Annotated in this window: 13 protein-coding genes and 1 other annotated feature; of the genes, 7 read left to right on the plus strand and 6 right to left on the minus strand. The window is 50.3% G+C overall.

The genetic code is table 11. The features are described 5' to 3' along the window. Positions 1-501: 501 nt before the first annotated feature. From clpB to rluD, 3 genes are all read right to left on the minus strand, one after another. Positions 502-3,075 carry an ATP-dependent chaperone ClpB gene (gene clpB, locus LC431_RS17970; RefSeq protein ID WP_217216791.1) on the minus strand — a complete coding sequence of 858 codons (2,574 nt, stop codon included), beginning with the start codon at positions 3,073-3,075 and terminating at the stop codon, positions 502-504. A 130-nt stretch (positions 3,076-3,205) separates the two neighbouring features. Next, positions 3,206-3,943: a purine nucleoside phosphorylase YfiH gene (gene yfiH, locus LC431_RS17975; protein ID WP_126124628.1), complete on the minus strand. Its 738-nt coding sequence runs from the start codon at positions 3,941-3,943 to the stop codon at positions 3,206-3,208. Continuing rightward, entirely contained in the window at positions 3,943-4,920 is a 978-nt protein-coding gene (gene rluD, locus LC431_RS17980) for a 23S rRNA pseudouridine(1911/1915/1917) synthase RluD (RefSeq protein ID WP_037034119.1), read from the minus strand. Before rluD ends, yfiH begins: the two co-directional genes overlap by 1 nt. A 130-nt stretch (positions 4,921-5,050) precedes the next feature. On the opposite strand from rluD, the gene bamD reads away from it, so the two are divergent. The 4 genes from bamD (at position 5,051) to pheA (ending at position 7,877) form a co-directional block, all read left to right on the plus strand. Then, positions 5,051-5,785 carry an outer membrane protein assembly factor BamD gene (gene bamD / locus LC431_RS17985; RefSeq protein WP_013574066.1) on the plus strand — a complete coding sequence of 245 codons (735 nt, stop codon included), beginning with the start codon at positions 5,051-5,053 and terminating at the stop codon, positions 5,783-5,785. 281 nt (positions 5,786-6,066) lie between these two features. Next, a complete protein-coding gene (gene raiA / locus LC431_RS17990) occupies positions 6,067-6,411 on the plus strand; it encodes a ribosome-associated translation inhibitor RaiA (protein ID WP_013574065.1) in 345 nt (114 codons plus the stop codon). A gap of 133 nt (positions 6,412-6,544) precedes the next feature. Next, positions 6,545-6,669, plus strand: a sequence feature (Phe leader region). Continuing rightward, the gene (locus tag LC431_RS26415) at positions 6,546-6,593 is read left to right on the plus strand and encodes a hypothetical protein (protein ID WP_369794779.1); all 48 of its coding nucleotides are present in this window, start codon (positions 6,546-6,548) and stop codon (positions 6,591-6,593) included. It overlaps the preceding feature by 48 nt. Before the next feature lie 53 nt (positions 6,670-6,722). Beyond that, complete coding sequence (gene pheA, locus LC431_RS17995) at positions 6,723-7,877, plus strand: bifunctional chorismate mutase/prephenate dehydratase (protein WP_013574064.1); 1,155 nt, start codon at positions 6,723-6,725, stop codon at positions 7,875-7,877. 77 nt (positions 7,878-7,954) lie between these two features. Here the strand turns inward: pheA and tyrA are convergent, their stop codons facing one another. From tyrA to LC431_RS18010, 3 genes are all read right to left on the minus strand, one after another. Beyond that, positions 7,955-9,076 carry a bifunctional chorismate mutase/prephenate dehydrogenase gene (gene tyrA / locus LC431_RS18000; RefSeq protein WP_013574063.1) on the minus strand — a complete coding sequence of 374 codons (1,122 nt, stop codon included), beginning with the start codon at positions 9,074-9,076 and terminating at the stop codon, positions 7,955-7,957. A 6-nt stretch (positions 9,077-9,082) separates the two neighbouring features. Then, the gene (locus LC431_RS18005) at positions 9,083-10,159 is read right to left on the minus strand and encodes a 3-deoxy-7-phosphoheptulonate synthase (protein ID WP_037034120.1); all 1,077 of its coding nucleotides are present in this window, start codon (positions 10,157-10,159) and stop codon (positions 9,083-9,085) included. Positions 10,160-10,447: 288 nt separating this feature from the next. Beyond that, positions 10,448-11,038 (minus strand): helix-turn-helix domain-containing protein, encoded by a 591-nt coding sequence (locus LC431_RS18010; protein ID WP_223510139.1) that lies wholly within the window; start codon positions 11,036-11,038, stop codon positions 10,448-10,450. A gap of 132 nt (positions 11,039-11,170) precedes the next feature. On the opposite strand from LC431_RS18010, the gene LC431_RS18015 reads away from it, so the two are divergent. The 3 genes from LC431_RS18015 (at position 11,171) to LC431_RS18025 (ending at position 13,653) form a co-directional block, all read left to right on the plus strand. After that, positions 11,171-11,446, plus strand: a complete 276-nt coding sequence (locus LC431_RS18015; protein ID WP_037034122.1) for a DUF5347 family protein — start codon at positions 11,171-11,173, stop codon at positions 11,444-11,446. Next, complete coding sequence (locus LC431_RS18020) at positions 11,446-11,667, plus strand: TraR/DksA C4-type zinc finger protein (RefSeq protein WP_223510140.1); 222 nt, start codon at positions 11,446-11,448, stop codon at positions 11,665-11,667. The genes LC431_RS18015 and LC431_RS18020 overlap by 1 nt, the downstream gene beginning before the upstream one ends. 93 nt (positions 11,668-11,760) lie before the next feature. Next, positions 11,761-13,653 carry a replication endonuclease gene (locus LC431_RS18025; RefSeq protein ID WP_223510141.1) on the plus strand — a complete coding sequence of 631 codons (1,893 nt, stop codon included), beginning with the start codon at positions 11,761-11,763 and terminating at the stop codon, positions 13,651-13,653. The last annotated feature ends 145 nt before the right edge of the window (positions 13,654-13,798 follow it).

A 13,798-nucleotide genomic window follows, 5' to 3' on the forward strand; every position in this document is an offset into this window, starting at 1 on the left:
CAAACTCTTCAATTAAAAGTTCGATTTGCTTCAACAAGTGAAGCGGTGCTCAGAGATTACTTCGTAATAATTCAACTAAATGAATTACTGCTTGGTCACTCTAAGACTTGATATTTTTTGCCACCGAGGTGGCTGATATCGTCTTGTGAGTGCCCACACAGATTGTCTGATAAATTGTTAAAGAGCAGTGAGTTACGCGCTTTCGCTTGCTAACTCGAGGTGGCGTATATTACGCTTTCCTCATTCAGTGTCAACCGTTTATTTTATCCGGTTGCCGCTGTTTTTAATCTTTCCGACCCGGTCACTTCGTGATGTTGTTCACGTTGTTCCCTGTCGATGGAGCGGCATTATAGGGAGTTCTCAGCAGGCCGCAAGGGCTAATTTCACTTTTCCTACCAAGCGTTCATAAATTCACCAAATGAATAAGTAACACACAAGTAATGCATAAAAAACGGGCTCCGAATGACTCCGGAGCCCGTTATAAGGCCGCTACTTATCTATTTACTGTCTTGCGATGATGTGATCATCTTCCACATCGACAGTAATTGGTTTGCCTGGGATCAGCTTGCCAGACAAGATTTGCTGAGCCAGCGGGTTCTCAATCTCCTGCTGGATGGCACGTTTCAATGGACGCGCACCATAAACCGGGTCAAATCCTGTGTTACCCAGCAGTTCCAGCGCCGCATCGGTCAGCGTTGCCGTGTAGCCGTGTTCTTCTAAGCGTTTATACAAACGTGCCAGCTGGATCTTGGCGATATTCTTAATATGCGCATGACCCAGCGGATGGAACACAACCACTTCATCTATACGGTTGATGAATTCCGGACGGAAGCTGTGTGTGACCACTTCCATTACCGACGCTTTCATCTGCGCATAGCTGGCCTCACCGAAGTGCTGCTGAATAATGTCAGAGCCCAGGTTAGAGGTCATGATGACAACCGTGTTGCGGAAATCAACTGTTCTCCCCTGCCCGTCAGTTAAACGGCCGTCATCCAGCACCTGCAATAAGATGTTGAAGACATCCGGGTGCGCCTTCTCAACTTCATCTAACAAGATGACAGAGTAAGGACGACGACGAACCGCTTCGGTCAGGTAACCCCCTTCCTCATAACCGACATAACCCGGAGGCGCACCGACCAGACGTGAAACGGAGTGTTTTTCCATAAACTCTGACATATCGATGCGAACCATCGCGTCATCGCTGTTAAACAGGAATGTCGCCAGCGCTTTACACAGCTCTGTTTTACCCACACCGGTCGGACCGAGGAACAGGAATGACCCGATCGGACGGTTTGGATCTGACAATCCTGCGCGGCTACGACGAATGGCATTCGATACTGCTTCTACCGCCTCGTTCTGGCCAATCACACGGTTATGAAGTTCTTCTTCCATACGCAGCAGTTTTTCACGTTCACTTTCAAGCATCCGGGCAACCGGAATACCGGTCCAGCGCGCCAGCACGTCGGCAATTTCCACATCTGTCACACGGTTGCGCAGCAGCTTCATGGTTTTACCGTCTGCCTGAGTCGCCGCTGCCAGCTGTTTTTCCAGTTCCGGGATTTTACCGTACTGCAATTCTGACATACGGCCCAGATCGCCAACGCGGCGAGCCTGTTCAAGCGTAATCTTTGCCTGCTCCAGCTCGGCTTTAATATTCTGCGTGCCGGTCAGGGATGCTTTCTCAGCTTTCCACTCTTCTTCCAGCTCAGAATATTCACGCTCTTTCTGGCTCAGTTCGGTTTCCAGCATTTCCAGACGTTTCACACTGGCATCATCAGACTCTTTTTTCAGTGCCTGCTGTTCCAGTTTGAGCTGAATAATACGGCGATCGAGACGGTCCAGAGACTCCGGTTTAGAGTCCATCTGCATACGAATGCTGGATGCCGCTTCATCTATAAGGTCGATTGCTTTATCCGGTAACTGACGATCCGAGATATAACGGTGCGACAGTGTGGCCGCCGCAACGATAGCCGGGTCAGTAATCTGTACATGGTGATGCAGCTCATAGCGTTCTTTCAGACCACGCAAGATAGCGATGGTGTCTTCAACAGAAGGCTCGGCAACAAACACTTTCTGGAAACGACGCTCTAACGCCGCATCCTTCTCGATGAACTGACGATATTCATTTAATGTCGTCGCACCTACACAGTGAAGTTCACCACGCGCCAGAGCCGGTTTCAGCATATTGCCGGCATCCATTGCGCCATCGGCTTTACCCGCACCGACCATGGTATGCAATTCGTCGATAAACAGAATGACGTTGCCTTCCTGTTTAGCCAGATCACTCAGCACGCCTTTCAGACGTTCTTCAAATTCACCGCGATACTTGGCACCGGCAACCAATGCACCCATGTCTAATGAAAGCACACGTTTATTTTTCAGACCTTCCGGCACTTCACCATTAATGATGCGCTGTGCCAGTCCTTCCGCAATCGCGGTTTTACCGACACCTGGCTCACCAATCAGCACCGGGTTATTTTTGGTACGACGTTGCAGAACCTGAATAGTCCGGCGAATTTCTTCATCACGACCGATGACCGGATCCAGTTTGCCCTGCTCGGCACGTTCGGTCAGATCGATAGTGAATTTTTTTAATGCCTGACGCTGGTCTTCGGCATTCTGGTCATCCACTTTCTCACCCCCACGCATTTGATCGATAGCCGCTGTGATTTTCTCGGCCGTTGCACCGCTGGCTTTTAACAGATCCGTTAAAGAGCCGCGGTCTTTCATCACGGCCAGAACAAACAGTTCTGAAGAGATGAAAGTATCGGCACGTTGTTGTGCCAGCTTGTCACAAAGATTTAAAACACGTACCAGCTCATGGGATGGTTGAACATCACCGCCGGTACCTTCAACTTGCGGCAAACGCCCCAAAGCCTGATCAACGTCCGTGCGCAGTTTCTGGGTATCTATCCCAGCCGCCGTTAATAAAGGACGTACGGTTCCGCCTTCCTGAGTAAGCAAAGCACTCATCAGGTGAACAGGTTCGATAAATTGATTGTCGCGCCCGAGCGCGAGTGACTGGGCATCCGCGAGGGCAAGCTGGAATTTGCTGGTAAGACGATCCAGACGCATAACACCTCCAATACTGAACAAAATTGCTACTGGAGATTAGATGAGGTCAACCCTCACGTTTTCAAGGTTATCTTGGCAGTATATTCAGAGGACAGCTGTTATGCGTGATGGATCGTCTTGATTCGATAGGTTATATCAGCCAAATTAAACTTGCCAGCCGTCCGGTAATTCCGTCGCGCCGGTAAGAGTAAAATTTGTTGCTGTCTGTCACAGTGCAATATTCACCGCCGTAGAGGGCGGTGATACCCGCAGCTTGCAAGCGAAACCGTGCAAGCTGGTAAATGTCGGCCATGAATTTGGCACCTGCAGGTCTGAAAGCGACGGATACGGCAGAGTCCACAGCCATAAAGGCTTCGCGAACTTCGCCGCCAACTTCAAAATGAGAAGGGCCAATCGCCGGTCCCATCCATGCCATCACGTCCCCGGGAGTCGCTTCAAAACAGGCCACTGTATTTTCTAATACACCCGCACACAATCCCCGCCAGCCCGCATGAGCTGCAGCGACTTCATCGCCGTTTTTACTGCAAAACAGAACCGGTAAACAATCGGCTGTCATTGCTGCACAGACAACGCCTGGCTCGCGGGTATAGGCCGCATCGGCAATCTGTGTCGGAATAAGGGGAGTTTGCGATGATAAACGAACCACGTCGGTGCCATGAACCTGCTCAAGCCAGTGTGGCGAAGCAGGCAGACCGCCCAGCGCGATCAACCGCTGGCGGTTCAGCGCAACATGCTCAGGAGAATCCCCGACATGACTGCCGAGGTTAAGCGAACCGTAAGGAGGCAGACTGACGCCTCCTTCGCGGGTTGTCGCACATGACCGCACCGATGCCGGTTGCGGCCACTGAGGCTGGATAAGCACGCTCATTACCAGTTCATCTGGTCCTTGAACTCTTCGGTATCCGCTTTAAGCGCATTGATCAGGTCAACCATATCCTGCGGAAGTGGCGCATGCCATTCCATCTGAATACCAGTGACCGGATGATAAAGACGCAGCATGGTAGCGTGAAGAGCCTGACGATCGAATCCGCGCAGCATATTAATGAACGGTTCTGAAGCACCTTTTGGCAGACGTGGACGGCCACCATACAGTTGATCGCCTAACAGAGGATGGTTAATGTGCGCCATATGCACGCGGATCTGGTGTGTACGACCGGACTCCAGACGCAAGCGCAGACGCGTATGAGCACGGAAATGCTCCATGATGCGATAGTGTGTCGTCGCCGGTTTGCCAGTCGGATGAACCGCCATATGCGTACGCTTGGTGGAATGGCGCGCAATCGGCTCATTCACTGTGCCGCCTGCCGTCATTGTACCAATCGCCACAGCTTCATATTCGCGGGTAATTTCGCGGGCCTGAAGTGCGGTCACCAGGTGCGTTTGTGCAGGCACCGACTTCGCCACCACCATCAGACCGGTGGTATCTTTATCCAGGCGATGCACGATGCCGCAGCGCGGTACATCAATAATTGCAGGGTAATAATGCAGCAGCGCATTCAGTACCGTGCCATCAGGATTCCCGGCGCCCGGATGAACAACCAGATCACGGGGTTTATTGATGACTAAAATATCAGTATCTTCATACACGATATCTAAAGCGATATCTTGTGGCAGCCAACGCGCTTCTTCTTCAATTTGCGCATCGATTGCGATAGCCTCGCCACCCAACACTTTTTCTTTTGGTTTGGTCACTTTTTTGCCATTGACCGTGACCCTGTCTTCAAGGATCCAATCTTTTATGCGAGATCTTGAATAATCAGGGAACAATTCGGCCAAAGCCTGATCTAACCGTTGACCGAGTTGAGATTCGGCCACCGTTGCGGTGAGTTGTACTTGTTGTGCCATATGCAGCTTCTTGGTTAACGTTGGGTTTTCACGGCGATGCCGTTTAAAATAATGTGCTATTGTAGCTGGTCTTTGTCGGGAGCTTAACGGACAGTCTCCCAGAATAACACCTGAGGATAATCAAAACGTCATGACGCGTGTGAAATATCTGGTGGCAGCAGCCACGTTGAGCCTGGCGCTGGTCGGTTGCTCCAGTTCCAAAGAAACGGTTCCCGATAACCCGCCTAACGTCCTTTATGCCACTGCCCAGCAAAAGCTGCAGGACGGTAACTTTAAAGGCGCTATTGCGCAATTAGAAGCGCTGGATAACCGCTATCCGTTTGGGCCTTACTCGCAGCAAGTTCAGTTAGATCTGATTTATGCCTATTACAAGTCTGCTGACTTGCCTATGGCTCAGGCTTCTATTGATCGCTTTATGCGTCTGAACCCAACACATCCGAATATCGACTACGTCATGTATATGCGTGGTTTAACGGATATGGCGTTGGATGACAGTGCCCTGCAAGGATTTTTCGGTGTTGATCGTTCAGACCGTGATCCACAGCATGCACGTGCAGCATTCCGTGATTTCAGCCAGTTGATCCACACGTATCCAAACAGCCAGTACGCCACTGACGCGACTAAACGTTTGGTATTCCTGAAAGATCGTTTGGCGAAATACGAGCTGTCAGTGGTGCAATACTACACTAAACGCGGTGCTTACGTCGCTGTCGTTAACCGTGTAGAACAAATGCTGAAAGATTATCCGGATACGAAAGCAACGCATGATGCGCTGCCGTTGATGGAAAACGCCTACCGTGAACTGCAGCTGAACACTCAGGCTGATAAAGTCGCGAAAATTATTGCCGCCAACAGCGCAGCATAATTTTACATGTCCGTGGACAAACGGTAGCTCAGGCTGCCGTTTTTTTTGGCTCTTTTTAGGGGATAATTGCAGAAACACAGGAAAGAATAACGAACTGATCCCATCAATCATGCCTGCTCCTGAATGAAGTCTCAAGGCCTTTCCGGCCATTAATTACCCTGAGTCACATAAACTTCAACATTGACAAAAAGTGACAAAAAACCGCGAGTTTAGGGACGCATTTCGTAAAAAAGGCTGGTATGTTGGATTCATCGGAGACGGAAAGAAGAGAGGTAAGTTATATGACAGTCAACATTACCAGTAAACAAATGGACATCACCCCCGCGATTCGTGAACACATCGAAGGGCGTCTGAAAAAACTGGATAAATGGCAAACTCAGCTCATTAACCCACACATAATCCTGTCGAAAGAACCTCAGGGATTTGTCGCCGATGCGACCATCAGTACACCAAACGGAAAACTGGTTGCCAGTGCTACGCACGATGATATGTACGCTGCGATTAACGAAATGACGACCAAACTCGAGCGCCAGCTCAATAAAGCGCAGCATAAAGGTGAGGCCCGCCGTGCAGAGTCCGGCGTCAAAGAACTCAATCTGGAACCGGTGCAGGAAGAAGAGGAATAACCGGGTTATCCGGCATGTCAGTAACAACGCGCTCTGAGGGGCGCGTTTTTTGTGTCTGAAGGAATCTTATTGACACAGGGAAAACCCAGCGGTTACTTTAAGACTCTGCTCAAACTTATGGAAACAACGTATACATGAATACCCGTCTGTTTTTCTTCGCATTCTTTTTTACCTTCCCCTGATTGGGAGGCGTTTCGTCGCGAAAGAATGAATGCGAAGACGAACAACAAAGCCTCCTGAAAAGGGGGCTTTTTTTATGCCTGCGTTTTACACATTTTGCTGAAAGAAAGAACATCTAAAAGGGTAATAACATGACCGAGAACTCATTACTGGCTCTGCGCGAACGCATCAGCGCATTAGACCTGAAATTGCTGGCCCTGCTGGCAGAACGACGTACGATGGCGATTGAGGTCGCGCAATCCAAAATGCACTCTCACCGCCCTATCCGCGATAAAGAACGCGAAGCCGAACTGATTAACACACTGATTCAGGAAGGGAAAAAACAGGGGCTGGACGGTCATTATATCACCCGCGTTTATCAGCTAATCATTGAAGATTCCGTTCTCACACAGCAGGCACTCCTGCAGCAACATCTGAATAAAACCTCTTCTGATTCAGCCCGCATCGCTTTCCTCGGTCCGAAAGGTTCATATTCACATCTCGCCGCCCGTCAGTTTGCCGCACGTCATTTCGACCAGTTCATCGAATGTGGCTGCCAGAAATTCCAGGATATCTTTTCTCAGGTTGAAACCGGCCAGGCTGATTACGCGGTATTGCCGATTGAAAATACCAGTTCCGGCTCAATCAATGATGTTTATGACCTGTTGCAACACACCAGTTTGTCGATTGTGGGCGAGCTGACAAACCCTATCGATCATTGCGTTCTGGTGGCGGCAGACACGGATTTATCTCAGATTCAGACGGTTTACAGCCATCCGCAACCCTTCCAGCAATGCAGCCAGTTCATTAACCGCTTCCCTCACTGGAAAATTGAATACTGCGAAAGCACTGCGGCGGCGATGGAGAAAGTGGCGGCAGCCAATTCTCCGCACGTGGCTGCGCTGGGCAGCGAAGCCGGTGGCGCGTTGTACAAATTGCAGGTGCTCGAACACAACCTGGCGAACCAGCAGGAAAACATCACCCGCTTCATTATTCTGGCGCGCAAAGCCATTGAAGTGACAGACCAGGTTCCGGCTAAAACCACGCTGATTATGGCCACTGGCCAGCAAGCGGGGGCGCTGGTGAACGCGCTTCTGGTGCTGCGTGATCAGGGCATCATCATGACCAAGCTGGAATCACGTCCGATCAACGGTAATCCGTGGGAAGAGATGTTTTATATCGATGTGCAGGCAAACCTGCGTTCAGAAGAGATGAAAAAGGCGCTGAAGGATCTGGCTCCAATCACACGCTCGCTGAAAGTTCTCGGCTGTTATCCAAGCGAAAACGTCGTTTCCGTCGACCTGTAATTTTCCGCAAACAAAAAGGGCGCTGCATACAGCTGCAACGCCCTTCTTTTCATTTACAGACAGCATTTCCGAAAAGCTTACTTGCGGTTGTCGTTGGCCTGACGGAGTAACGCACCACTTTCTTTCAGGAAACGCGGTGCATAATCACCGAACCAGTGCTCAACCTGCCTGAACTTATCGATAAACGCCTGTTTATCACCCGTTTCCAGCAGAGCAAGTGCATCGCCAAAACGCTGATAGTAACGTTTGATCAGCGCCAGATTACTTTCTGACGACATAATAATATCAGCGTAAAGCTGCGGATCCTGTGCAAACAAGCGACCAACCATCGCCAGTTCGAGGCGATAGATCGGTGAAGACAGAGCCAGCAACTGTTCGATTTCAACGTTTTCTTCTGATAAATGCATGCCATAAGCAAACGTTGCAAAGTGGCGTAACGCCTGAATGAACGCCATGTTCTGGTCGTGCTCGACCGCACTGATTTTATGCAGGCGAGCACCCCAGACCTGTAACTGCTCCAGCAACCACTGATAGGCCTGAGGTTCACGACCATCGCAGTACACCACAACCTGTTTTGCCAGGCTGCTGACATCCGGCCCAAACATAGGATGCAAGCCAAGCACCGGACCTTCATGCACCGCCAGCATCGCCTGCAGCGGACGATTTTTCACTGACGCCAGATCCACCAGAATACAGTCATCCGGCAGTTTTGGCAGACGTGCGATCACTTCTTCAGTCAGATGGATCGGTACGCTGACAATCACCATTCCGGCATCCGCCAGTAATGTTTCTGCCTGCGGCCAGTCTTCCTGCTCCAGCACTTTTACCTGATAACCGGAAAGTTCAAGCAGACGAGTGAACAAGCGCCCCATCTGCCCGTTTCCGCCAATAATCACCACCGGGCGCAATGCCGGATGCAATGTTTTGAAGCCTTTATCGTTTTCGCTTGAGTAGGACTCACGCATCACGCGGCGCAATACATCTTCAATCAGATCGGGCGGAACACCGAGGTTCTGCGCTTCCTGACGGCGTGAAGCCAGCATTGCCGCTTCCCGTTCAGGGACATAAATCGGCAAACCATAACGACTTTTGACTTCCCCGACTTCTGCCACCAGCGCAAGACGCCGTGATAAGAGATCTAACAACGCTTTATCAACGTCGTCGATCTGATCGCGCAACGCGTTAAGTTCTGCCACCATAAAAACTTACTCTCCTGCGATTCGTGCCGCCAGCGCGTCGCCCAGTTCCTGATGCATCGTGCGCAGCAGGTTTTCCGTGGTTTCCCAGTTAATGCAGGCATCCGTAACAGACACACCGTATTTCATTTCTGAACGCGGTTGTTCAGAAGACTGGCTGCCTTCGTTCAGATGACTTTCCAGCATCAGCCCCGTGATAGAGCGGTTACCGGCTTTAATCTGATCGATGACAGACTGAGCCACGACAGGCTGGCGACGATAGTCTTTGTTTGAGTTACCGTGACTGCAATCTATCATCAAGGAAGGACGGAGTCCCGCATCGGCCATCTGTTTTTCACAGGCCTGAACGTCCTGCTCGCTGTAGTTTGGCATTTTGCCGCCGCGCAAAATCACATGCCCGTCCGGGTTGCCCTGAGTCTGCAACAGGCAAACCTGACCGGCCTGATTGATCCCCACAAAGCGGTGCGCCATTTCTGCAGCACGCATCGCATTGATCGCCGTACCCAGGCTGCCGTCAGTCCCGTTCTTGAAGCCCACCGGCATTGACAAACCAGACGCCATTTCGCGGTGAGTCTGAGATTCGGTCGTACGCGCACCGATTGCTGACCAGCTGAACAGATCACCTAAGTATTGCGGACTGTTGGGATCCAGCGCTTCTGTCGCCAGCGGTAAACCCATGCCAACCAGTTGCAGCAACAAATCACGGGCAATGTGCAGACCCGCTTCCACATCAAACGTGCCGTCCATGTGCGGATCGTTAATTAACCCTTTCCAGCCGACAGTGGTCCGCGGCTTTTCAAAGTAAACACGCATCACGATGTACAAACGATCGCTGAGTTCGGCCGCCAGTGTTTTCAGGTGACGCGCGTAATCCAGCGCCGCATCCACGTCATGAATTGAGCAAGGGCCACACACCACCAGAAGACGAGGATCACGACCATGGACGATATCCGCGATGGTTTTACGTGCTTCGGAAATACTGTTTTCGTCGCTGACGCTTAAAGGAAAACGGTTTTTCAGCTCTTCAGGAGTGATAAGGATTTGTTCAGCAGTAATATGAACATTATTCAGGGCGTCTTTTTGCATGATCGTGTTCCGTTATAAGGAAAATGGGCTGCCACGGCGGCATCTGCGGACAACATTAACACAGCACGTAAACTTAGCAAGCCTTAGTTGTAAACTTAACATTACCATTTCACCATTGATATGCAGACAACGGAAAGTTAACTTTACATAAAAAGCGGATCAGACGAAAAGGATGTACCGTAAATATTACACACGGTTTGTCAGCGGTGAAAAAGGAATTTCAGGGGAGGAAAGGAGAACAACGTCAGAAATGCCCTCAGCAACAGGGAGCTGCTGAGGAGACGAAATTTACAGATTACGATCCAGGGTAATAAATACCTGCCCTAAAGCAGTCACTTCATCCACGCCACACTCGAAATGGCTTTCCTGACGCGTCACGCTCAGACGGTTACCAGGAATACGGGCCACATCATAAACGTCCAGATCACCATCAATGTCCAACAGCCAGCGACCATTGCCGGGATGTGTGCTGCCCAGATCGATAATCCATGAATGATTGCCTTTCACGATATACGCAGGCTGCGCCAGCGAATCGTCCAATAGCGAAGGGTCAACCGTCCAGAAGCCTTCTTCCTCAAGCTCCCCGCCGCGCAATCTCAATTTTTTAAGCTGACGGATTTCACCTGACGCCACGGCAGCCGAAGAGCTTGCATCCTGCATCGCGCCTTTGCCCGTTGCCAGCCAGCGCAACGAGACGCCGGTATCCAGCGCACAGGCCACGACCACATCACCGGGGAAATAATCTCTTCTTACCCAGGTACTTATCGTGCCAGATGATAATCCATACAGATCCCCCAGTTCCTTCTGCATGCTAAAGCCGTAAGCCTGAAGCATACGCGTCAGAACAGCTTTTCCACCTTCAAGTTCATCTAATTGCATCTGGCGAAAACCCCTGAATCTGTAAATATCATCTTGACAACTCGCAAATGCAAGTTTAGATTGATTATGTAATGTACCGACAGACGACCATGATACCAAATTTACGGCGTCGTGGAGAAATAAGGAGACGCGATGTTTTTAGGAACAGAGCAGCAGCGCCAGACCGGCCTGCGCCATATCGCTCATCTGAAAGAAACTTATTTCGTTCAGAGTAAGAATCAGGTTGAGGTTATTTATGATCAGGCTCCTGAAAAATGGAAACTCACATTATGTTTTCACGCCGGTCTTAAACGCCATCATACCTTACTGACATATTCACAATTAAATAATGAGGAAAAAATGAAAATAATGCAGGCATTATTATCACTTCGCCACTTCACGGCGATATTTAAAGGAGAACTTTACTGATGGCAGACTGGATAGATGAATCGCAGGAGTATCAGTTAAAAATCCTCGAAGCGCAGATTACGCAGGCAACCCGTACCCGGCCTGCACTGTCGGCCTTCTTCTGCGGGGATTGTGATTCTCCGATTGCGGAGCCACGCAGGAAAATCATCCCCGGTGTACAGCGATGTATTGAATGTCAGGAAATTGAGGAGATTAAAAGAAAGAATTACCGCCCCGTATAAAAAGTCTAATTAATATTATTTAAATTAATCATCACGCTGGAAATAATATTATTTCCGGAGAGGATTTTCTATTTTATTTTTCGGAATAAATGTATGTCAGAGAATATCAGAGGCAGAACAATCCCTTCGCCCCCACCTGCATTTAACCGGACACCAGGGCAATATTTTGCGGGTACCTGGTGGTGGAATGCCCCCCGCGCAGCGCTCAGCAGCCCGCTGGAAAAACCACTGACCCGTGACTTTTGTCAGCGCCAGCAAACGGCCCTTTCTCAGCTGGCAGCACTGCCCCGTTGCGTGCGCACGCCGTTATATCAGCGGTATACATTTTTACTGGAAACTAAAGGAGTACGCGCGGCGTTCCATTTCCTGATGACAGTTTTCACGCAACGCGTATGGCCGCGTATTAAGCTGGTAAATGCGCGAAACACACTGAATCGTCAAATCTCGCAAAAGTTACTCACTGAAGAAGAAATGTTTAACCGCTTGCCCGATCTTAATGATGACGGTCTGAGAAGGCTGGCCAACAAACTTGCCGTGCAAATGCAGGATGCCTATGAATATCACTGTGAATGCTGGCTGAAAAACCGTCCTGACGAACCCGGCATTTTGTTGCGCGACAGCACACAGCAGGAAATTTACAGCCATGTCGCCGCGATGGCACGTTCCTGCCGCGTACAACCTCTTTACTGGCAGAAATGGCAAAAAGGCCGTATGACAACGCATTCGGCTGTCGCAAGCATTTCACGTCTGGTCAGCGGCGAATGGTGGGAAAAACAGCTGCGTTCAAAACAGCGTTTGTGGCGGGAATCCCTGATGATTGCCTGCGGTTATGTCAGCCGCGCGACATCGCCTTATGCCAGTAAAAACGCCATCCGTGACGTGGTATCACGCCGCTTATCCGCCATCAACTACCTGAAACAGTGCCAGCTCGAAAATGTTGAATCCGGTGAAACGCTGAGTTTGCTGGATACCGTATTGGCCAGCATTTCCAATCCCAAACTTCGTCGTATGGAACTGATGACGCTGATCGCCGGCGTCGAAGATGTTGCTGACCAGCAGCGGGACTGCGGCCTGTTTATCACGCTGACCACGCCGTCAAAATACCATCCGCTAAAAACGACTGGCATCGGTTCATCACCCGTTTTTAACCAGAAATGGGATCAGCACGCGTTTACCCCCAAAGATGCGCAGCGTTATCTGGTGGCTGTCTGGGCAAAAATCCGTACCACTTTTAAAGACCGGAACCTGAAAGTTTACGGCGTGCGCGTCGTCGAACCGCATCATGACGGCACGCCGCACTGGCACATGATGTTGTTCACACCGCAGGATCAGCAGCAAAAAGTGACAGAGGTTATGCGCCGTTATGCTCTTGAAGAAGATTCGGATGAACCGGGTGCCGCTGAGTCACGTTTCAATTGCAAGCCGCTAAACCGGGGTGGCGCAGCCGGATATATCGCGAAATACGTCGCCAAGAATATCGATGGATACGCGCTCGATGGCGAAACCGATTTTGACTCTGGACGCTTGCTGACAGATATCGCCACTGCGGTCACCTCCTGGGCCTCGACGTGGCGGATCCCACAATTCCACGCCATCGGTATTCCCTCGGTCGGCGCCTGGCGAGAATGCAGGCGGATCCGCTACCAGAATCTGACCAGCCGTTTTGACGCACGGGTTGAAAACGTGCGCAGCGCTGCCGATGAAGGTGATTTCGCCCGTTATATTCAGGCACAGGGTGGTATTCACATTCCCCGCAAGGCGCAAACGGTTCGCGTTGCCCGTCAACTCAGCGAGGAGAAAAATGCCTACGAAGAGCCCCGCAATAAAGTCATCGGCATTTATGCCCCTCATCTGGGCATCTCTCATATTTTTCTGACACACACTGCACAGTGGCGGATTGTCCGTCACCGGCCTTCTTATACGGAAATATCGAAGATTCGTATACCTTGGAGTTCTGTCAATAACTGTGGATCGCCTCCCGCCTGACAAAGTCAGTCATTGATACAAAAATCGCGCCAATAAAAATTCATACATAAATTCAATGGATTATAAATTTTAAAATACTCTGGCTGTTGACGTATCAGATCAATTAAAGAATACTGTATATAAACACAGTATCTGGCGAGGGGAG

Origin of the sequence: Rahnella sp. GSA61A (assembly GCF_019969905.1) — a bacterium.
Classification (GTDB): Bacteria; Pseudomonadota; Gammaproteobacteria; order Enterobacterales; family Enterobacteriaceae; genus Rahnella; species Rahnella aceris.

Coding starts and splice junctions, on each gene's coding strand:
- clpB (WP_217216791.1), bottom strand. CDS start 3,075: ATGCGTCTGGATCGTCTTACCAGCAAATTCCAGCTTGCCCTCGCGGAT.
- yfiH (WP_126124628.1), bottom strand. CDS start 3,943: ATGAGCGTGCTTATCCAGCCTCAGTGGCCGCAACCGGCATCGGTGCGG.
- rluD (WP_037034119.1), bottom strand. CDS start 4,920: ATGGCACAACAAGTACAACTCACCGCAACGGTGGCCGAATCTCAACTC.
- bamD (WP_013574066.1), top strand. CDS start 5,051: ATGACGCGTGTGAAATATCTGGTGGCAGCAGCCACGTTGAGCCTGGCG.
- raiA (WP_013574065.1), top strand. CDS start 6,067: ATGACAGTCAACATTACCAGTAAACAAATGGACATCACCCCCGCGATT.
- pheA (WP_013574064.1), top strand. CDS start 6,723: ATGACCGAGAACTCATTACTGGCTCTGCGCGAACGCATCAGCGCATTA.
- tyrA (WP_013574063.1), bottom strand. CDS start 9,076: ATGGTGGCAGAACTTAACGCGTTGCGCGATCAGATCGACGACGTTGAT.
- LC431_RS18005 (WP_037034120.1), bottom strand. CDS start 10,159: ATGCAAAAAGACGCCCTGAATAATGTTCATATTACTGCTGAACAAATC.
- LC431_RS18010 (WP_223510139.1), bottom strand. CDS start 11,038: ATGCAATTAGATGAACTTGAAGGTGGAAAAGCTGTTCTGACGCGTATG.
- LC431_RS18015 (WP_037034122.1), top strand. CDS start 11,171: ATGTTTTTAGGAACAGAGCAGCAGCGCCAGACCGGCCTGCGCCATATC.
- LC431_RS18020 (WP_223510140.1), top strand. CDS start 11,446: ATGGCAGACTGGATAGATGAATCGCAGGAGTATCAGTTAAAAATCCTC.
- LC431_RS18025 (WP_223510141.1), top strand. CDS start 11,761: ATGTCAGAGAATATCAGAGGCAGAACAATCCCTTCGCCCCCACCTGCA.